Below are 19387 nucleotides of genomic sequence, written 5' to 3' on the forward strand. Positions count from 1 at the left end.
GGTTTCCTTGATGCCGTGAGCACGCCGGCCTCCTCTCCCGCCGTGCGCCGCCCGGCCTACCGGCTGGTCCGGCGCCCACGCCCCGCCGTGCCCGCGCTGCGCCCCGACGAGCTGCAGAGCTATGTCGTCAGCCACGACGAGGGCCCGCTGCTGGTGGTCGGCGGCCCCGGCACCGGCAAGACGACCACCCTGGTCGAGTCGGTCGCCGCCCGCATCGCCGAGGGGGTCGACCCCGAGCGCATCCTGGTCCTGACCTTCGGCCGCCGCGGCGCGATGGCCCTGCGCGACCGCATCGAGGCCCGGATCGCCGACGACCCCGGCCGCATCGTGCACGAGCCCCTGGTGCGCACCTTCCACGCCTATGCCTTCGCCCTGCTCCGCCGGGCCGCGGCTGAGCGCGGCGAGCCCTCACCCCGCCTGCTCACCGGCCCCGAGCAAGACCTGATCATCCGGGAGCTCCTCGAGGCCGTCGGCGACGAGGAGACCCCCGACGAGGTCGGCTGGCCCGAGGCGTTGCGCCCGGCCCTGCCCACCAAGGCGTTCGCCCAGCAGCTGCGCGACCTGATGCAGCGGGCTGCCGAGCGCGGCCTCAACGCCGCCGAGCTGGCCCGCATCGGCGAGCGCGTCGGCCGCGACGACTGGCCGGCCGCGGCCCGCTTCCTCCGGCAGTACGTGGCGGTCCTGGCCCTGCGCGACGTGACGACCCGCGGCTCGTCGGCCTACGACCCGGCCGAGCTGGTCCGGGCGGCCGCAGGCCTGCTGGCCGACGACCCCGAGTTGCTGACCGCGGAACGCAACCGGCTCGCCTACATCTACGTCGACGAGCTGGCCGACACCGACCCGGCCCAGATCGAGCTGCTCCATCTGGTGGCCGGCGGCGGAAAGCCCCTGGTGGCTTTCGCCGACCCCGACTCGTCGATCTACGGCTTCCGGGGTGCCGACCCGACCGGCGTAACGGCCTTCCCCCAGCACTTCCGCACCGCCTCCGGCGCCGTGGCCGGGGCCATCACCCTGCACACCAACTACCGCGCCGCGTCCCCCCTGCTCACCTCGACCACCCGGGTGTCCCGCCACATGCGCGGCCCGATCACCCACCGCTCGATGCACCCACCCGCCCCGCCCGAGGAACCTGCGCCGGACGCTGTCGCCGCGCCGGAGGGCGTGGAGCGCGGCGGGGCGGTGGTCCGGACGTTCCGGTCGCCGACGGCGGAGACCGCCTACGTCGCGCACGCGCTGCGCGAGGCGCATCTGCTCGACGGGGTGCCGTGGTCCCGGATGGCGGTGGTGTTGCGGTCGACCTCGTTGCAGCTGCCGTCGATGCAGCGGGCGCTGGCCGCGGCCGGCGTGCCGACCGTGACGCACGCCGAGGACATGCCGCTGCACCTGCAGCCCGCCGTGGCACCGTTTCTGCTGCTCCTGCGGTGTGCGCTGCAGCCCGAGCTGCTCGATGAGGAGGCGGCGGTCGCGCTGCTGCACTCGTCGCTGGGCGGCGCCGATCCGCTGGCCGAGCGCCGGCTGCGGCAGGGGCTCCGGGCGCTGGCGCTCGCCGCGGGGGACCGGCGTCCCTCCGGGGAGTTGCTTGTCGACGCGGTGCGCGATCCGGCCGGACTGGACATGGTGGAACGACGCTGGGCCAAACCGGCACAGACGGTGGCCCGGCTCATCGCCACCGCCCGGGAGGCGGCCGCCGTCCCGGGTGCCACCGCCGAGCAGGTGCTGTGGACGGTCTGGCGGGACAGCGGCCTGGCCGACCGGTGGTACGGATTGAGCACCCGACCGGTCGCCTCCGACGACCCGGACGCCGGTCGCGCCCGGCAGTGGCGGGCCGAGGCCGCCGATCGCGACCTCGACTCGATGGTGGTGCTGTTCGACGCGGCCGCCCGGTTCGTCGACCGGCTGCCCGGCGCCCGCACCGAGGTCTTCCTCGACCACGTGCTCGGCCAGGACCTCCCGGCCGACTCGATCGCCCCGAGCGCCGACCGGGGCGAGGCGGTCCGGCTGCTCACCGCCCATGCCGCCAAGGGCCTCGAGTGGGACGTGGTGGTGCTGGCCGGCGTGCAGGAGGGCATCTGGCCCGACCTGCGGCTGCGCGGCAGCCTGCTCGGCTCGGAACGGCTTGTCGACTACCTCGCGGGCCGCGCCACCAGCGGCCCGGCCGCCGTGGTCGGCGAGACGTCGGCGCTGCTAGATGAGGAGCGCCGGCTGTTCTACGTGGCCACCACCCGGGCCCGCCGCCACCTGATCGTCACGGCCGTCGCCTCGGCCGGCGTCGGCGGTTCCGACGGCGAGGAACAGCCCAGCCGCTTCCTCACCGAACTGGCCCTCCCGATCCGGGGCCGCAACCCCGGCACCGGCCCCGACACCCCACCGCCCCCAGACCCACCCGACCCCGACCCCTGGGACGCCGACCCCGACGGCCCAGCCGACCCCGACGGCCCGCCGGACCCGGATGGCGCCGGCGATGCCGCTGGTCCGGCCGAGTCCGGCAGCGCAGCCGACGTCGATCGCCCGGCCGGCCGGGACGGGCATGACGTCCTGGGCGGCGAGCACCTGGTGGAACCGGGTGGCGGCGAGAGTGCGGTGGAACCCGTCGGCGGTGGCGACGCCGCGTCGGCGGTGGAGGAGCGGGTCGATGCGGCCATCGAGCTTCCGGTGGGGCGGGCGCCGCGGGCTCTGACCTTGGCGGGACTCGTGGCTGAACTCCGTACCGTCGTGGTGGGGAAGGACCAGACGCCCAGCCGGCGGCGCGCCGCGGCCGCCGAACTCGCCCGGCTTGCCGCCGTTGGCGTGCCCGGAGCACACCCGGACGAGTGGTGGGGGCTGCGGCCGCTGTCCGACGATCGGCCGCTGGTCGACGAGGGGCAGCCGGTCAAGGTCACCCCCTCCTCGATGGAGAGCGCGCTGCGCTGCAGCCTGCGCTGGCTGCTGGAACGACACGGCGGCGCCGGGCCGCCGGGGCCGGCCCAGGGGGTCGGCAACCTGGTGCACGCGGCCGCGATGCTGGCCGAGGACGCCAACGCCGACCGGGAGAAACTGGTCGAATACGTCTCGGCCCGGTTCCCGGAGATCGAGCTGGCCGCGCGCTGGCTGGCCGGCCCGGAGCAGGAGCGGGCCCAGGGCATGGTCGACAAGCTGCTGCGCTGGCTGGCCGGTAACCCGCGGCGGCTGCTGGCGATCGAGCACGAGTTCACGGTGCGGCTGGAGGACGAGACCCGGCCGATTCAGCTGACCGGGCGGGTCGATCGGCTCGAGATCGACGAGGAGGGCCGGCTGGTCGTCATCGACCTGAAGACCGGCAAGTCCACCACCGTCTCGTCGGCCGATGTGGAGGAACACGCCCAGCTGGCCGGATATCAGGCCGCGGTGGAGGCGGGCGCGTTCGGCGACCATGGGCTGGCGAGCGGTGGCGCGGCGCTGGTGCAGCTCGGGCCGGGCAAGGACGCCCGCGAACAGATGCAGCTGCCGCTGGCCGACGCGGTCGACCCGCAGTGGGCGTACGCGATGGTCCGGCGCACCGCCGACACGATGGCCGCGGCCACGTTCTCGGCCGTCGCCAACAGCCGGTGCCGGGTCTGCCCGGTCCGCACCAGCTGCCCGATTTCCGGCAAGGGGCGTCAGGTAGTAGAAGATACGCAGTGACCCAGCCCAGCCTCTTCGCCGACGAACCGGCGGCGCCGCGCCGCCGTGCCGACTCGGGCCCGCGTTATACGCCGGCCGAGCTGGCCGGTTTGCTGCGCCTGCATCGGCCGACCGAGGAGCAGAAAGAGATCATCTCGGCGCCGGTCCGGCCGTTCCTGGTGGTGGCGGGGGCCGGCTCGGGAAAGACCGAGACGATGGCTTCGCGGGTGGTGTGGCTGGTGGCCAACGGCTATGCCCGGCCCGACCAGATCCTCGGCCTCACCTTCACCCGCAAGGCGGCCGGCGAACTGGCCCACCGGGTGCGCACCCGGCTCGGCCAGCTGGTGCGCCGGATCGGCCGGGACGACGCGTTCGTCGGCGAGGCCACCATCTCGACCTACCACTCCTATGCGGCCCGGGTGGTCACCGAGCACGGCCTGCGGGCCGGTTACGAACCGTCGGCCCGGCTGCTCACCGAGGCAGCCCGCTGGCAGATCGTCGACTCGCTGGTCCGCTCCTACACCGGCGAGATGACCGGCCTGAACCGGGCGCCCGGCACGGTCACCGACGACGTCCTGGCGCTCTCCGGCGAGCTGGCCGAGCACCTGATCACCCCGGACGAGTTGGCCGCCTGGACCGGCCGGTTCTTCGCCGAGGTGCAGGAGTTGCCGGGCCGGGTCTACAAGGACGTCGCCGACACCCTGGCGCGGCAGCGCCACCGGCTCACCCTGCTGCCCCTGGTGCGCCTCTACGAGAAGCGCAAACTCGACCTCGAGGCGATGGACTTCGGCGACCAGATGGCCCGGGCCGCGCTTGTCGCCCGCAACCATCCGGCGGTCGGCGAGGTGGAGCGCGACCGGTTTCGCATCGTGCTCCTCGATGAATACCAGGACACCAGCCACGCCCAGGTGACGATGCTGAACGCGCTGTTCGGCGGCGGTCATCCGGTGACCGCGGTCGGCGACCCCTGCCAGTCGATCTACGGCTGGCGCGGTGCGTCGGCCGGCACACTCGAACGTTTCCCGGAGCAGTTCCCCGACGCGGAGGGCCGGGACGCTCGGGTGCTCGGCCTGACCCGGAGCTGGCGGAACCGGCCGCAGATCCTGGCCGTGGCGAACGAGCTGTCCAAGCCGTTGCGGGCGGCCGGCGCGCAGGTGGCGACGCTGGTGGCGGCACCCACCGTCAAACGGGACGTCGGCGGCCGCACGGTGACCTGTGCACTGCTGGAGACGTACGCCGAAGAGGCCGACTGGATCGCCGAGCAGATGCTTGCCGCCTGGCGCATCTCGGCCGGCCGGCCGCAGGCCGAGGCCGACGAGATTCCGCTGGAGCAACGCCCGACCAGCGCCGTGCTGGTGCGGGTGCGCAGCCAGATCCCGGCGATCGAGCAGGCACTACGCAAGGTCGGCCTGCCGGTCGAGGTGGTCGGCCTGGGTGGCCTGCTGGACACCCCGGAGGTTCGCGACGTCACCTGCACGCTGCGGGTCCTGGCCGACCCGACCGACGGCGCCTCGCTGCTGCGGATGCTGACCGGCCCGCGCTGGCGGATCGGCCCGCGTGACCTGGTCACCCTGCACCGCCGGGCCCGGTCGCTGGCCGCCGCCCGGGCCGAGGTGGTCAACCGGACCGACCCGGAGGAGATCGTCGGCGACCGGCTCGACGACGCCACCCTGGTCGAGGCGATGGCCGACCTGGGCGCCCCGCAGCAGTACTCGGCGGAGGGCTACCTGCGCCTGCGTGCGTACAGCCGGGAGCTGAGCTCGCTCCGGCAGCGACTCGACCAGCCCCTGCCCGACCTGGTCGCCGACATCGAGCGCACCACCGGCCTGGACGTCGAGGTGGCGGTGCGCGGCTGGCAGGCCGGCGACGCCGGGCTGGCCCGCGGTCACCTGGACGCGCTCGGCGACGTGGCGGCCCGCTACGCCGGCGAGACCGACGGAGGCACCCTCGCCGGTTTCCTGGCTTTCCTGGCCGCCGCCGAGGAGGAGGAGCGCGGCCTGGAACCGGGCCAGGTCGACGTGGTCGAGGGCGCCGTGCAGATCCTGACCGCGCACGCCGCGAAGGGTCTGGAGTGGGACGTCGTCTCGGTGGCCGGCCTCAGCAAGGGCGTCTGGCCGGGACTGACCCGGGGCACCGACCACTACCTGATGGGCATCGGCGTGCTGCCGTTCCCGCTACGCGGCGACTCGGACGGGCTGCCCCGGCTCGACCTGTCCGAGGCGGTCGACCAGAAGGGAGTGCTCGCCGCGGTGACGGCGTTCGGCCGGGCCTGGCGGGAACACGACGTACGGGAGGAGCGCCGCCTCGCCTACGTGGCCGTGACCCGCCCTCGCCGGCTGTTGCTGTGCTCCGGCTACTGGTGGGGTGAGGCCGTTAAGCGCCCGCGCGGCCCGTCGGTCTTCCTCGACGAGATCCGCGCGACCTGCGCGAACGGCGACGGCGTGGTGGACCGCTGGACGCCGGAGCCGACCCCGGAGGCGACAAATCCCTCGACCGGCGAGGCGGAACCGATGGAGTGGCCGTTCGATCCGCTGGGCCGGCGCCGCCCGGCGATGGCGGTGGCCGCCGACCTGATCCGCCGGATGATCGCCGACCCGGCCGCCTCGGCCGCGGCCGCCTTCGCCGATCTGGCCGCCCGGGAGCCGGAAGTGGCCGCCCGGGCCGGATTCGCCGCCGAGCTGGTCGGCATTCCCGTGGAGGAGATTCGCCGGGAGGCCGAGGACGCCGACGCCGCGGCCGACGATCCGGACATCGCCCGCTGGCGCCGGGAGTCCGTCCTGCTGCTGGCCGAACGGGAGGAACGAGCCCGCCGGGACGGCCCGCTGGAGGTCGCGCTGCCTAACCACCTGTCGGTCTCCCAGCTGGTGGTGCTGCGCCGCGATCCGCAGGCCCTGGCCCGTTCGCTACGCCGCCCGCTGCCGCAGCGCCCGGCGCCGCAGGCCCGGCGTGGTACCGCGTTCCACGCCTGGCTGGAGCAGCGGTTCGGGTCGGCCCGCCTGATCGACATCGACGAGTTGCCGGGTGCGGCCGACGACGACGCGGCCGCCGACGAGGAGCTGGCGACGTTGCAGGCGGCGTTCCTGGCCGGCGAGTGGGCCGACCGCACCCCGATCGAGGTGGAGGTTCCGTTCGCGACGTCGGTGGCCGGGGTGGTGGTGCGCGGCCGGATGGACGCGGTCTTCGCCGAGTCGGCCAACCGGTTCGACGTGATCGACTGGAAGACCGGCCGCCGGCCGACCGGCGTCGAGGCGGAGGCGGCGGCCGTGCAGCTGGCCGCCTACCGGGTGGCCTGGGCGTCGCTGGCCGGGGTGCCGGTCAACCGGGTCAAGGCCGGCTTCCACTATGTGCGCGATCAGGTCACCGTCCGGCCGGTCGACCTGCTCGACGCCGACGAGTTGGAGGCACTTGTGGTCGAGGTCCCGCTACTGGGTGATCGAGGCCAGCAGGTGCAGTAGTGCCGACGCGTACGCCTCGTCAGCGGTGGCCCCGGCGAACCGCCGTTCCTCGCCGAGCAGGTCGATGCGCACCTCGTACCCGTCGGGGTCGCAACCCAGGCTGCGGAAGGTCCCGCCGAGCAGTTCCCGCAGTTGGTCCTCGCGGGGCAGCCAGATGGTCTCGTCGATCTCCACATCGTCGAGCGCCCACTCCGTGGTGCCGTTGAAACCGATCACCTTTCCCTCCGGCATCGTGTGCACCTCGATAGTCATGTTGCTGAGTACGAAGACCTCTTCGTCCAGGTCCCGATCAGGGATCGCGAAGCGGTCGCCGAGGGCCGGCTTCCAGACGAGGCCGGCCTCCTTCAGCCGTTGTGCCAGATGTGCGCCGATCACTGCTGAACCCCCTAACCCGTGCTACGCTCCGACCGTTGTTCGTTTGGTTCCCAAGTACTTAGGAGCGCCTGTGGGGAAATCTGCCCCAGGCGCTCTTTGTCGTAACCCGGGTTTCTCCGGTTCGGGCGATCAGTACGGCGACACGAGACTCGGGAAATCCGAGTCTTATCACACCGCTCCCGTCCATAATGGCGGGAGCGATCGACCGTCGAGGAGACGATCATGGTTACCGGCGTTGTGAAGTGGTTCAACGCGGACAAGGGCTTCGGGTTCATCACCCCGGACGACGGCGGGGCCGACGTCTTCGCCCACTTCTCCGCGATCCAGATGTCGGGCTACCGCAGCCTGGAAGAGAACCAGCGGGTTGAGTTCGAGGTTACGCAGGGCCAGAAGGGCCCGCAGGCCGCGAACATCCGCGCAGTCTGACCCCTTCTTCAAAAACTAAGATCGAAAAATCGGCGTCGCACCCCAGCCCGGGGTGCGGCGCCGACGTGTTTGGGAAACCAAAAGTCAGACGGCTGCTGCCTCCGGCAGCGGCGCCGTGCCACCCATGTGCGCGGGCAGCCACCAGCGGTCGTCCGGCCCAGCGGGCTTTTCCGGGTACGCCTTCTGCACCGCGTCGAGCAGCTCGGTCAGGCGTGCCCGCAGGGTGGCCGTCAGCGCCTCGGGGGTGGCACCCTTGGGCAGCTCGATGGCCTCGCCGACCTTGATGAGCACCGGAACGTGCCGCTTGGTCAGTTCTTTCTTGCGGCCCTTGGTCCACAGACGATGCGGGCCCCACACCACCATCGGGATCAGCGGCACCTTGGCCGAGCGGGCCAGCCGGACCGCACCCGACTTCATCTCCTTGACCGTGAACGACTCGCTGATCGTCGCCTCCGGGAAGACGCCGACCACCTGGCCGTTCTTCAGCGCGGTGGTGGCCTCGCGGAACGAGGAGGCGCCGGCGTCCCGGTCGACCGGGATGTGCTGCATGCCGCGCATCAGCGGGCCGCTGATCTTGTGGTCGAAGACCGCTTTCTTCGCCATGAAGCGGACCAGCCGGTGGGCCGGCTGGGCGGCCAGGCCGCAGAAGATGAAGTCGAGGTAGCTGACATGGTTACTCGCCAGTACCGCACCACCCTCGTGCGGGATGTGCTCGGCGCCGTCGACCTCAATCCGCATGTCGAGAGCGCGGAACATCGTCTTGGCTAAGGCGATGACCGGGGGATACACGAGTTCCATGGAGAGACGGTAGCCGAAACACCTGAAGATCGGCTGGTTCGGGGTGCAACCACATGGGCCTGTGCGGCGTCTTAGTCGGTGACGCTCATTTCTGTGACCGGTCCGGGGGGATCCGTTATGCGCAGCACCACCGCACGCCGTGAGCTCGCGTTCGTGTTGGGGGTGGCCGGCGCGGGCCTGGCGTTGGTTCTCGTGGTCGTCTTCACGCCGTGGTACACAGCGGTTCCGCCGATCGGCTGAGCCCGTGCCGTGACGCAATAGCGGCCTGCGTGGTGTTCACTGGGATTCATGTCTGAGCCGACGACGTTCTCCTGGCAACAGCCCGGCGGGCGGTTCGCATCGGGCACCGTGACGGCTCCCGGTCTGCCGCCGGCCACGCCGCCGCCATCGGATCCACCGCCACCGGAGGAGAAGCCGGGCTCGGACGGGCCGCAGCGGCGCCGGCGGCAGATGCTGATCTTCGCGGGCATCGCCGGCGCGATCCTGGCGATCGGCCTGACGATCATCCTGATCCTGGTGTTCTCGTCCGGGAGCAACCCGTTCCGCGACAAGGCGTCCGCCCCCACCGACGTGCGGCCGCCGCTGGCGCAGGCCTGCCCCGCACCGAGCGTTTCGCCGAGCACCGGGCCCACCCAGGCGCCGAGCGCGCTGCCGCCGGAGACCGGGGCACGGACCACCGACCCGGACGCGGGCATCTCCTACAAGGCATACGGGGCGCCCTGGGTCCCGTGGAACACCGTGTGGCGGGCCGGGACGCTGGAGGTGCCGTACAAGGTGGGGCAGCACTTCGTGACCGAGGCCTACAGCGGCGGGCAATATCACGCGTCGATCCTGTCGGCCGCGGTGCCGGCCGCCGACAACGACGGCGGGATCGTCGACCTGGAGTGCGTGGGCCGGCAGGTGGCCGCGGACGTGCGCGCGGAGTACTACCCGCAGCCCAACACGATGGAAATGATCCAGGACAGGATGACCACGCTGGGTGGCAAGCCGGCCTACGTCAACGAGTTCCGGTTGCACTTCAAGCAGGCCGGCCTGACCGCCACCGACGAACTTTCCGCGGTGGCGGTCATCGACGTCGGCAAGTCGACGGCGGCCGTTCTCTACGTCTCGATCCCCGGCACCCACAAGCAGTGGGACTACGTGATCGACGACGTGCTCAAGTCGGTCCGGACTCCCTAGCTGCCGGTCAGTCCCCAGCGCTTGCGCAGGGCGTTGTCGGCCGCGTTGAACAGCACATCGATCAGGATGCCGATCACCAGCACGACGATGATGTAACAGATCACCAGGCTCGAGTCGGAAAGATCACGAGCCTGCTGCATCCGTACGCCGATGGAGAGCGCACCCGGCACGATGACCAGCAGCTCACCCGCCATCAGGCTGCGCCAGGAGAACGCCCAGCCCTGCTTGAGCCCGGAGATGAAGGACGGCAGTGACGCCGGCAGGATCAGGTGCCGGTACTTCGCGAGGCCCTTCATGCCGAGCACCTGGCCGACCCGCAGCCACGTCCGGGGCACATAGTCGATGCCGCTGATCAGGCCGTTCGCCACCGACGGAGCCGCGCCGATGATGACCACGAACATGATGGCGCTCTCGCTGATCTGGAACAGCAGGATGGCCAGCGGGAACCACATGATCGACGGCATCGTCTGCAGGCCGGTGATCAGCGAGCCGATCGCCGCACGCAGCGGCGCGAACCGGGACACCGCCGCACCGACCAGGGTGCCGATGGCGACGGCCAGCGCGAAGCCGGTGAGCGCCCGGATCAGGGTGAGCCGCACCCCGTCCCAGAAGTCGCCGGTGGTGATCACGTCGCCCAGGTCGCTGAAGACCGTCCCCGGACCGGGCAGCACGTAATCCGGCTTCCACTTCGACCACACCACGATCTGCCAGATCAGCACGACGATCGCGATGGCCAGCAGCTTCGGCCAGGCGCTGCGCCAGATCCGCTTACCCAGGTTGTCCTGCTCGGTCCGGGGTGCGAGCTCGAGCGCGTCGAGGCCGCTGACCTCGTCCCGGCCCTGCGGGTCGACGCCGACCTTCTCGGGCACCTCGGCGACCGTGTTCTCGCCGCCGGCGCCTTCCAGCCCGGCGCGGGCGGACGGGTACTTAATTGGCATGGCGGGCGACCTCCGCGCGGAGCCGGTCGGTGATCTCGGCGGCCTGGCCGGAGACCTCGGGGGAGTCGATGCGCCGGGGGCGCTCGTGGGTGATCGGGTAGTCCTCGATCACTCGGCCGGGACGGCTGCTGAGCAGGATCACCCGGTCGCCGAGCCGGACCGCCTCGCGCACGTTGTGCGTCACGAACAGCACGGTCAGGTTCTGTTCCCGCCAGATCCGCTCGAGCTCGTCGTGCAGGATGTCGCGGGTCATCGCGTCGAGGGCGCCGAACGGCTCGTCCATCAGCAGGATGTCGGCGTTCTGGGCGAGCGCCCGGGCCAGCGCGACCCGCTGGCGCATGCCGCCGGAGAGCTCGTGCGGCCGTTTGTGGCCGAAGCCGCTCAGCCGCACGATCTCCAGCAGTTCCTCGGCGCGCTTGCGGCGCTCGGCCTTGCCAACGCCCTGCAGCCGGAGCGGCAGTTCGACGTTGCCGGCCACGGAGAGCCAGGGGAACAGGGCGGCCTCCTGGAACATCAGTGAGACGTGTCGCCCGCCGATGTCCAGGGTGCCGCTGGTGATCTTGTCGAGCCCCGCGACCAGCGAGAGCAGCGTGCTCTTGCCGCAGCCGGAGGCGCCCAGCAGGCAGACGAACTCGCCCTGCTGGACGGTCAGCGAGACGCGGTCCAGGGCAAGCAGGGCGTTGCTGCCGGACCCGTACTGCTTGGAGACGTTCTCGAGGCGGACAACCGCGTCCCCGCGGCCGGTTACCGGCCGCGGGGTCTGGGTTTCAACAAGGCTCACTGGGCTCTCCCTGGGAGGATCAGGACGACGCGTCGCTGACCGCCGGCTGGCCGGCCGCCGTCAGCAGAGCGTTCAGCGCATTGAGGTCGTAGATGCCCTTCAGGTCGACCTCTTTGAGCAGGCCGACGTCCTGGGCGTGCTTGGCACTGGTGTACAACGACGCGGCGATCGGGTCCGCGGTGAACGTCAGGTTCTTGAACGCCGAGGCCAGCACGTTGTCCTTCAGCGGCTTGCCGCTGAGCGCCTCGATCTGGGCGTTGGCCGCCTTCTGCGCGTCCGCGTCACTGGTCTTGATGAAGTCGAGCGCCTTCAGGTGCCCCTGGATCAGCTTGGTAACCGTTCCCGGGTACTTCTTCAGGAACTCCTGGCTGACGATCAAGTGGGTGGTGACGAACTGGCCGCTCGTGTCGGTCCACAGGTCCTTCTCGTTGACCAGCAGCTTGCCGCCGGCCTCGAGCTGGTACCGGCTCAGGAAGGGCTCCGGAACCCAGGCGCCGTCGATCGCGCCCTGCTGGAAGGCCTGCAGCGCGGTGGCGTTGTCCTGCGGCAGGATCGAGACGTCGCCGCCGCCCTGGGCGTCGGCGTTGAGGTTGTTCGACTTGAGCCAGGCCCGCAGCGCGACGTCCTGGGTGTTGCCCAGCTGCGGGGTGGCGAGCTTCTTGCCCTTGAGGTCGGCCGGACCGTTGATGGCCGGCTTGACCACCAGGCCGGCGCCGCCGGAGGTGCTACCCGCGATGATCTTCAGCGATTGGCCCTTGGACTGCGTCCAGCTGTTGATCGCCGGGTTCGGGCCGATGTAGGTGGCGTCGATGGCACCGGAGACGAGCGCCTCGATCGCGGCTGGCCCGGCGTTGAACGTCTTCGGGTCGAGCTTGGTGCTGCCCAGGGCCTCGGCGAAGAGGTTCTTGTTGACGCCGACCAGGGCGGGCGCGTGGGTGATGTTCGGGAAGTAGCCGAGCCGGATCGCCGACGCCTCGGCACCGCCGGACGCGGAGGTGGTGGGAGTGCCGTCCTCGTCGTCGCCGCAGGCCGCGAGGGCGGACGCGGTCAGCATTGCGCCGGCGAGGGTGAATACGCGCCGGCGGGAAAAGGTGGGGGAGCTCATCTCACTCCTAATTTCAGTTCTTCAACGGGGAGGGTTGTTGCGTTCCGGCCAAGCGAGAGAGCTCGGCCAAGGTCTTGTGATCGACGACGCCTTCGATGGCTTCCTCGACGGCAACCCACACGTCGCGTAGCCCGGAGGCCGCGCCGTGGTAGGTGGCAGTGGCGGTGGGCAGCCCACGAACGGTGGTCAGTGCCCCGCCGACAGCCCGGACGACATCACCGACGGTGATCTCGGTGGCGGGGCGGGCGAGGGCGTAACCGCCGTCGACGCCGCGGTGGCTGTGCAGCAATCCGGCCCGGCGGAGATCGAGCAGGATCCCCTGTAAGAAGCTCAGCGGGATGACCTGAGTAGCGGCCAGGCCGGCGGCCTTCACCAGGTGGGGATGCTCGGCCGTGATGGCGAGCATGGCTCGGACGGCATAGTCGGTGCGCGCCGACACATACACGATCCGGCCCTCCTCTCCGGTCTCCCGGTTGTGAAACTCTGCTTTACCTATCCGATGGATGGGAATAATGGACGAGATGGGAATGCCGCGTCAAGGCCGGACCGCATAGCGGGACCCGATCGGGGCATGATCGGTGACCTGCCGTGGCGTCGATGAACACGGAGCGCGCTAATGTCAGTCCGTGGCGCGCAGCAGAAAGATCCCCGCAACGAAGTACCCGGTGGAGCGATTCACCCTGGACAACGGCCTGCGGGTGGTGCTCACGCCCGATCGCAGTGCGCCGGTCGTGGGCGTCGCCGTGGTCTACGACGTGGGCATCCGCTCCGAGCCGGAGGGGCGCACCGGCTTCGCCCACCTCTTCGAGCACCTGATGTTCCAGGGCTCGGAAAACCTCGAGAAACTCGCCCACTTCCGGCACGTGCAGGGCGCCGGGGGCACCTTCAACGGGTCCACCCACCTGGACTACACCGATTACTTCGAGGTGCTGCCGGCCGGCGCCCTCGAGCGAGCGCTCTTCCTCGAGGCCGACCGCATGCGCGGCCCGCGCCTGACCGAGGAAAACCTGCTCAACCAGATTGACGTGGTCAAGGAAGAGATCCGGGTCAACGTCCTGAACCGGCCGTACGGCGGGTTCCCGTGGCTCAAGCTGCCGCCGGTGATGTTCTCCACGTTCGCCAACTCACACGACGGCTACGGCTCGTTCGGCGATCTGGAGAGCGCCACGGTCGACGACGCGAAGGCCTTCTTCGACCGCTACTACGCGGCCGGCAACGCCACCCTCGCGGTGGCCGGTGACTTCGACGTGGCCGAGGCGACCGCGATGATCCGCCGGCACTTCGACGACGTGCCGGCCCGCCCGGCGCCGGTGCTGCCCGACTTCGACGAGCCCGGCATCGACCGCGAGCGCCGCGACACCTACACCGACCGGCTGGCCCCGCTCGGCGGCGTGGCCAGCGCCTGGCGGGTGCCCGACCCGATCGGCGACTTCGCGAGCTACCTGCCGTTCGTGGTGCTCGCTGAGGTGCTCACCGACGGCGAGGCGTCCCGCCTGATCGAGCGGCTGGTCCAGCGCGACCGGTCGGTCACCAGCATCGGCGGCTACATCGGGTTCATGGGCGACGAGTTCGGCGTGCGCAACCCCACCGCGCTGCTCCTGCAGGCGCACATGCCGCCCGGCGGCGACTCCGACAAGGTGCTGCGCACCGTCGACGAGGAGATCGACCGGCTGGTCCAGGACGGCCTGACGCCCGGCGAGCTCGAGCGCACCCAGGCCCGCATCGCCACCCACCTGCTGCGCGACACCGACGCGGTGCTCGGCCGGGCCCTGCCGATGGCCGTACTGGAATTGCAGCGCGGCGATCCCGGGCTGCTCAACGAGCTGCCCCGGCTGGTCGGCGAGGTCACCGAGGCCCAGATCGTCACCGCCGCGGCCACCCTGCGCCCCGAGGGGCGTTCCACCGTCGAGGTCCTCCCCGGAGCTGGTTCATGAACGCGAAGTCCCTGCCCGATCTGGTCCCGGACGCCAAGCTCAAGCTGCCCAAGCAGGCCGAGCGCACGCTGGCCAGCGGCCTCACCGTGATCGCCATCCGGCGCACCTCGGTGCCGCTGGTGGAGCTGCGGCTGCGGGTCCCGTTCAGCAAGGCGGCGCTGCCCCGGGCCACCCTGCTGTCCCAGGCGCTGTTCACCGGCACCGGCACGATGTCGAGCATCGACATCGCGGCCGGCCTGCAGGCGGTCGGCGGCGGGCTGTCCGCCGGTCTCGATCCCGACCGGCTGCTGGTCACCGGCAACGCGCTGGCCGGCGGCCTGGACCGGATGCTGGAGATCCTGGCCTCGGTGCTCACCGACCCGGCCTACCCCAAGTCCGAGGTCGCCACCGAGCGGGACCGCCTGGTCGACCACATCCAGGTGGCCCTGATGCAGCCGGGGCACGTGGCCCGCACGGCTCTGCTCAAGCGGATGTACGGCAGCCACCCCTACGCGGTGCAGACCCCCGAGCCCGAGCAGGTCCGGGGGGTTCGCCCGGCGCAGCTGCGCAGCCTGCACGCCGACCGGGTCCGCCCGAACGGCTCGGTGCTGGTGCTGGTCGGCGACCTCAGCCCGGAGAAGGCGATCGACGCCGCCGAGAAGGCGCTCGGCAGCTGGACCGGCCCCGGCCGGGACGAGACCGTGCCGGCCACACCACCGCTGGAGCCTGGCCCACTGCTGCTTGTCGACCGGCCCGGCGCGGTGCAGTCCTCGCTGCGGATGGCGCTGCCCGCGGTGCCCCGCACCGACCCGCAGTACGCGGCTCTCCAGCTGGCCAACCTGGTCTTCGGCGGCTATTTCTCGTCCCGCTGGGTGGAGAACATGCGCGAGGACAAGGGCTACACGTACGGCCCGCACACCTCGATCGAGCACTACCTGGCCGGCTCGGCCCTGACGGTCGCGGCCGAGGTCGCCACCGAGGTGACCGGCCCGTCCCTGCTCGAGACCCTCTACGAGCTCGGCCGCATCGCCAGCCTCCCGCCCGGCGAGGAGGAGCTCGAACAGGCCCGCCGGTACGCCCTCGGCACGCTCCGGCTCGGCATGTCGACCCAGGCCGGCCTGGCCGGGCTGGCCAGCATCTACGCGAGTTTCGGCCTGCGTCTGGAGCACCTGCGCGAGCACTCGGCCGCGCTGGCCTCCGCGACGCTCGACGAGGTCACCGCGGCGGCGTCCCGCTTCCTGGCCCCGGCCAAGGCGGTCACCGTGGTGCTCGGTGACGCCGAGAAGGTCGCCGCGCCGCTGGCGGCCCTGACCACGGTGGAGCGCGACGCCTAGTGACCATTCCGCCGGAGTTCACCAGCGACGTACCGCCGCTGGCCCGCAGCACCCTCGACCGGTCCGCGCTGCGCCGCAAGGACGACGCCTGGCTCGCCGAGGCCTGGTCGCGTGGCCTGGTGCTGGTCATCGACCCGACCAAGGGCGGCCGGGCGCTGATCGCCGACCGGCCGGACGGCGGGGCCGGGCTGGTGCTGGTGGCCGCGGCCGACGCGCCGGAGGCCGAGCACTGGTTCCTCGGCGTCGACACCGACGGCACCCCGCTCTGGACGGTCGCGGCGCCGCTGCCCGAGACGGCCGGCGCCCGGGCGGTGACCCTGCGGGACGTCGGGCATCTGCTCGACGACCGGGACGCGGGCCTGTTCACGGCCGCCGCGGCGCTCGCCAACTGGCACCGCAGTCACGTCTTCTCGCCGAGGACCGGGCTGCCCACCGAGTCGGTGGAGGCGGGCTGGGCGCGCAAGGACCCCGACGGCAACCTGATGTGGCCGCGCACCGACCCGGCGATGATCGTGCTGGTGCACGACGGGGTGGCCGGTCCGGCCGGGCGCTGCCTGCTCGGCCACAACTCCACCTGGCCGGCCAGTCCGGACGGCGTGGTCCGGTTCTCCTGCCTGGCCGGTTACGTCGAGCCCGGCGAGTCCGCCGAGGCGGCGGTCTGGCGCGAGGTGGATGAGGAGGTGGGCATCGGGCTCACCGGTTTGTCCTACTCGGGCAGCCAGTCGTGGCCGTTCCCCGGGTCGCTGATGCTCGGTTTTCACGCCACCGCCGACCCGGACACGCCGATGACCCTCGACCCCGAGGAGATCGATGAGGCTCACTGGTTCACGCGGGACGACGTCGCCAAGATGATCGCCGGAGGCTTCGTTCATGCCGATACGGGCGTCAGGATGAGCCTTCCTATGCGATCCTCTATCGCGTTCTACCTGATTGAGACCTGGTTGGGCGGTTTCGGCCGATAGTGGATCGAAGTTGCTCTAAGTAGAGAAGTTTTCTACTTCCCGAGTAACCAAAATGCGCCTCCACCGCGTCTCGAAGTACAAAGACCGAGAGGTGGAAATTTCGATGACGCAGGTGGAAGCGCCGGCATGGACCGCCATGACGGACGACGAGCGTGCCAAGTTCGACCAGGACGGGATTCTCGTGATTCCCGGCGTGCTCAGTGAGAGCGAGATCGAGGTCGGGCAGAACGCGATCCAAGCCGCCTACGAGCGGGCTCAGCAGCCCGGTGGCCACGGCCTGAACGCGACCGGTGCGCTGCACCAGCTGTCCGCGATTACCTCCGTCCCCGAGCTGGCCTACCTGATCGACCACCCGGTGGCGTTCAAGTACATCTGGTCGCTGCTGGGCTGGAACATTCACATCTACCACTCCCACGTGGACGTGCACCCGCAGATTCACGAGAAGACCAAGGAGTGGTGGCACTGGCACCAGGACGGTGGCCGGCAGAACCGGGAGATCGAGACCGATCCGCGCCCGATGTTCTCCGTGAAGCTGGCGTTCTGGTTCTCCGACGTGAGCGAGACCGGTCGCGGCAACTTCACCGTGATCCCCGGTAGCCACAAGACCAACTGGCTGCCCGGCCCGCCGAGCCGCGGCGTCCCGTGGCCGGAGCCCGAGGGCGCGACCCAGATCACCGCGAACCCCGGCGACCTGGTCGTCTTCGACCGGCGCATCTGGCACGCGCGCTCCGACAACTACTCGCCCTTCACCCGGATGGGCGCGTTCTTCGGTTACACCCCGCGCTGGATCGCCGGCCGCGACGACGTCGCCGACCTGCCGCAGCAGGACTGGTTCGACAGTCTCAACCCGGTGCAGAAGCAGCTGCTCGGCCACGCCGGCGACGGCTCCGGCGACCACGCCTGGGGCCACTTCCCGGAGACCACGCCGCTGTACGGCGCGCTCAAGGAGCGGGGTCTGCTCGACTCCAGCATTCCGGCTCTCATCCCGTAACGACCGGTTAGAGTCCCCCATGTGGGGCAAACCGGGACATTAGACAAAGCGGCGACCGCGGCGGGCCGGCTCATCCTCGAAGCACTGGGGGAAGAGCGCCCGGCGCGGTCGCTGTCTCGTCTCAACGACTCGCCACGTGCCGTTCGGCTGCTGCGCGAGCTCTTCATCGTGGCGGTCCGCCGCAGCTTCGTCGGCCGTGAGCCGCGCGACGTCACCCGCTACGTGCGTGACCTGCTCGAATATCAGGCGCTGCCGGCCCAGGGCGAGCTCGCCCGCGAGGCCGAAGCGATGATCCGGGCAGCGATCAGCGAGCCGGACCTGGCGAACGGCGTGCCCGAGCTGCGCCGCTTCGAGCTGATCTGTCACGTGGTCGGCGACCTGGCTCGCCCGCCCGGCGTGCCCGAGGCCGAACTGTTCGCCCTGGTCGATCAGGCCGAGCAGCGGGTGGCCCGCTTCGACCGGCCGCGCAATCGGGTCGTCGGCCGGAGGGCGATGTGAGCCGCAACCGTCGCCGTTCCACCCAGCGTGCCGCCGAGATCGACGAACAGGTCGCCGAGCTGCCGTCGCCTGAGCCGTTGCCCGAGACGAACCGGGGCCGGCGCCGCTCGGCCCGGCCGGCCGGGAACGCCGAATCGCGGCCGGAGTCGGCCGAGGCGCCGCACTCCGACCGACGGGAGCCGCCGGTCGGCGCGCTCTCCGGCCAGCTGCCGCACGGCACGGACCACCAGCCGGGAGTGATCGCCACGGCGGCCGGGCATTACCTTCGCCAGGCCGCCCGGGACGACGCTCCGGCCCGGTTCGGCATGCCGGCCGGCGATGTCGACGACGCGGCTCGCCAGGTGTGGGAGATCGCTTTCGGTCTGGTGGTGCGCCGCCGGTTCGAGTCCGAGACTCCGCTCGTCGAGATCAGCCGCACCGTGGCCACGGCCGTGCACGAGCATGCCGTCGCCGGGCTGCCGATCCTCGACGCCGAGATGCTGGTGCGGCACGCGCTCGGCGAGACGGTCCCGATCGGCGACATCGACGGCGGCATCCTGCTCGCCGTACATCTGCTGCTGTTTGCTTCGCTCGCCGACGAACTCGCCCTGGGTGACCAGGAACTCGACGCGATCATCGCGGATGCCGAGGAGAAGGCCGCGTCGCTCGTCTCCGCGTAGACACAAAAGCGCGGCATCCGATCGGGATGCCGCGCTCTGCGGTAGCTCAGGCGGCGATGGCCGCGAGGTGCTCCTTGACCTGGATGATCGACGGGTTGGTCAGCGCCGAGTCATCGTCGAAACGCAGGGTCGGGACGGTGCGATTGCCGCCGTTCACGGTCTGCACGAACTCCGCCGCCGCCTCGTCCTGCTCGATGTCCACTACGTCGTACGCGATGCCTTCGCGGTCGAGCTGCGACTTGAGTCGGTGGCAATAACCGCACCAGGACGTCGAATACATGGTCAACATCGGTCAAGATCCTCTCGGCTGGGTCACATGGCACTCCGCCTTGCGACATAACGTCAGACCCAAGTG

18 protein-coding genes are annotated in these 19387 nt (G+C 71.0%); 11 read left to right on the top strand and 7 right to left on the bottom strand.

The window, feature by feature from the left end; translation table 11 throughout:
- Nucleotides 1-15 precede the first annotated feature (15 nt).
- The gene (locus Ate02nite_RS36380; protein WP_203812444.1) at nucleotides 16-3639 is read left to right on the top strand and encodes an ATP-dependent helicase; all 3624 of its coding nucleotides are present in this window, start codon (nucleotides 16-18) and stop codon (nucleotides 3637-3639) included.
- Nucleotides 3636-7073 (top strand): ATP-dependent helicase, encoded by a 3438-nt coding sequence (locus tag Ate02nite_RS36385; protein ID WP_203812445.1) that lies wholly within the window; start codon nucleotides 3636-3638, stop codon nucleotides 7071-7073. The genes Ate02nite_RS36380 and Ate02nite_RS36385 overlap by 4 nt, the downstream gene beginning before the upstream one ends.
- On the opposite strand, the gene Ate02nite_RS36390 is transcribed toward Ate02nite_RS36385, so the two are convergent.
- Complete coding sequence (locus Ate02nite_RS36390; RefSeq protein WP_203812446.1) at nucleotides 7041-7448, bottom strand: pilus assembly protein CpaE; 408 nt, start codon at nucleotides 7446-7448, stop codon at nucleotides 7041-7043. The genes Ate02nite_RS36385 and Ate02nite_RS36390 overlap by 33 nt on opposite strands.
- A 222-nt stretch (nucleotides 7449-7670) precedes the next feature.
- Between Ate02nite_RS36390 and cspE the strand changes: the two genes are divergently transcribed.
- Nucleotides 7671-7874, top strand: a complete 204-nt coding sequence (gene cspE, locus Ate02nite_RS36395) for a transcription antiterminator/RNA stability regulator CspE (protein WP_030442529.1) — start codon at nucleotides 7671-7673, stop codon at nucleotides 7872-7874.
- A gap of 84 nt (nucleotides 7875-7958) precedes the next feature.
- Here cspE and Ate02nite_RS36400 read toward each other — a convergent pair whose 3' ends face one another.
- Nucleotides 7959-8672 (bottom strand): lysophospholipid acyltransferase family protein, encoded by a 714-nt coding sequence (locus Ate02nite_RS36400; RefSeq protein ID WP_203812447.1) that lies wholly within the window; start codon nucleotides 8670-8672, stop codon nucleotides 7959-7961.
- Between the two features lie 117 nt (nucleotides 8673-8789).
- Between Ate02nite_RS36400 and Ate02nite_RS49590 the strand changes: the two genes are divergently transcribed.
- Nucleotides 8790-8912, top strand: coding sequence for a hypothetical protein (locus Ate02nite_RS49590; RefSeq protein WP_275422982.1), 123 nt, complete (start codon nucleotides 8790-8792; stop codon nucleotides 8910-8912).
- A gap of 48 nt (nucleotides 8913-8960) precedes the next feature.
- On the top strand, nucleotides 8961-9851 hold the full coding sequence (locus tag Ate02nite_RS36405; protein ID WP_203812448.1) for a hypothetical protein: 891 nt from the start codon (nucleotides 8961-8963) through the stop codon (nucleotides 9849-9851).
- Here the strand turns inward: Ate02nite_RS36405 and Ate02nite_RS36410 are convergent.
- Genes Ate02nite_RS36410 through Ate02nite_RS36425 form a run of 4 tightly spaced genes read right to left on the bottom strand, consistent with a single transcriptional unit; the run spans nucleotide 9848 to nucleotide 13120 of the window.
- The gene (locus Ate02nite_RS36410; protein ID WP_203812449.1) at nucleotides 9848-10789 is read right to left on the bottom strand and encodes an ABC transporter permease; all 942 of its coding nucleotides are present in this window, start codon (nucleotides 10787-10789) and stop codon (nucleotides 9848-9850) included. The two genes, Ate02nite_RS36405 and Ate02nite_RS36410, sit on opposite strands and share 4 nt — an antisense overlap.
- The gene (locus Ate02nite_RS36415) at nucleotides 10779-11570 is read right to left on the bottom strand and encodes an ABC transporter ATP-binding protein (RefSeq protein WP_203812450.1); all 792 of its coding nucleotides are present in this window, start codon (nucleotides 11568-11570) and stop codon (nucleotides 10779-10781) included. Before Ate02nite_RS36415 ends, Ate02nite_RS36410 begins: the two co-directional genes overlap by 11 nt.
- 19 nt (nucleotides 11571-11589) lie before the next feature.
- Nucleotides 11590-12675, bottom strand: coding sequence for an ABC transporter substrate-binding protein (locus tag Ate02nite_RS36420; protein ID WP_203812451.1), 1086 nt, complete (start codon nucleotides 12673-12675; stop codon nucleotides 11590-11592).
- 13 nt (nucleotides 12676-12688) lie between these two features.
- A complete protein-coding gene (locus tag Ate02nite_RS36425; protein WP_203812452.1) occupies nucleotides 12689-13120 on the bottom strand; it encodes an RrF2 family transcriptional regulator in 432 nt (143 codons plus the stop codon).
- A gap of 181 nt (nucleotides 13121-13301) precedes the next feature.
- Here Ate02nite_RS36425 and Ate02nite_RS36430 point away from each other — a divergent pair, with 181 nt between their 5' ends.
- The 6 genes from Ate02nite_RS36430 (at nucleotide 13302) to Ate02nite_RS36455 (ending at nucleotide 19032) form a co-directional block, all read left to right on the top strand.
- Nucleotides 13302-14609, top strand: a complete 1308-nt coding sequence (locus Ate02nite_RS36430; RefSeq protein ID WP_203812453.1) for a M16 family metallopeptidase — start codon at nucleotides 13302-13304, stop codon at nucleotides 14607-14609.
- Entirely contained in the window at nucleotides 14606-15922 is a 1317-nt protein-coding gene (locus tag Ate02nite_RS36435; protein WP_203812454.1) for a M16 family metallopeptidase, read from the top strand. The genes Ate02nite_RS36430 and Ate02nite_RS36435 overlap by 4 nt, the downstream gene beginning before the upstream one ends.
- Complete coding sequence (nudC, locus tag Ate02nite_RS36440; protein ID WP_438871297.1) at nucleotides 15922-16884, top strand: NAD(+) diphosphatase; 963 nt, start codon at nucleotides 15922-15924, stop codon at nucleotides 16882-16884. Before Ate02nite_RS36435 ends, nudC begins: the two co-directional genes overlap by 1 nt.
- 103 nt (nucleotides 16885-16987) lie before the next feature.
- The gene (locus Ate02nite_RS36445; RefSeq protein WP_203812455.1) at nucleotides 16988-17875 is read left to right on the top strand and encodes a phytanoyl-CoA dioxygenase family protein; all 888 of its coding nucleotides are present in this window, start codon (nucleotides 16988-16990) and stop codon (nucleotides 17873-17875) included.
- 21 nt (nucleotides 17876-17896) lie between these two features.
- Nucleotides 17897-18373: a hypothetical protein gene (locus Ate02nite_RS36450; protein WP_203812456.1), complete on the top strand. Its 477-nt coding sequence runs from the start codon at nucleotides 17897-17899 to the stop codon at nucleotides 18371-18373.
- Nucleotides 18370-19032: a hypothetical protein gene (locus tag Ate02nite_RS36455; protein ID WP_203812457.1), complete on the top strand. Its 663-nt coding sequence runs from the start codon at nucleotides 18370-18372 to the stop codon at nucleotides 19030-19032. Before Ate02nite_RS36450 ends, Ate02nite_RS36455 begins: the two co-directional genes overlap by 4 nt.
- A 46-nt stretch (nucleotides 19033-19078) precedes the next feature.
- On the opposite strand, the gene Ate02nite_RS36460 is transcribed toward Ate02nite_RS36455, so the two are convergent.
- Nucleotides 19079-19321 (bottom strand): mycoredoxin, encoded by a 243-nt coding sequence (locus tag Ate02nite_RS36460; protein WP_203812458.1) that lies wholly within the window; start codon nucleotides 19319-19321, stop codon nucleotides 19079-19081.
- Between the last annotated feature and the right edge of the window lie 66 nt (nucleotides 19322-19387).

Source organism: Paractinoplanes tereljensis (assembly GCF_016862435.1).
In the GTDB taxonomy this organism is placed as follows: Bacteria; Actinomycetota; Actinomycetes; order Mycobacteriales; family Micromonosporaceae; genus Actinoplanes; species Actinoplanes tereljensis.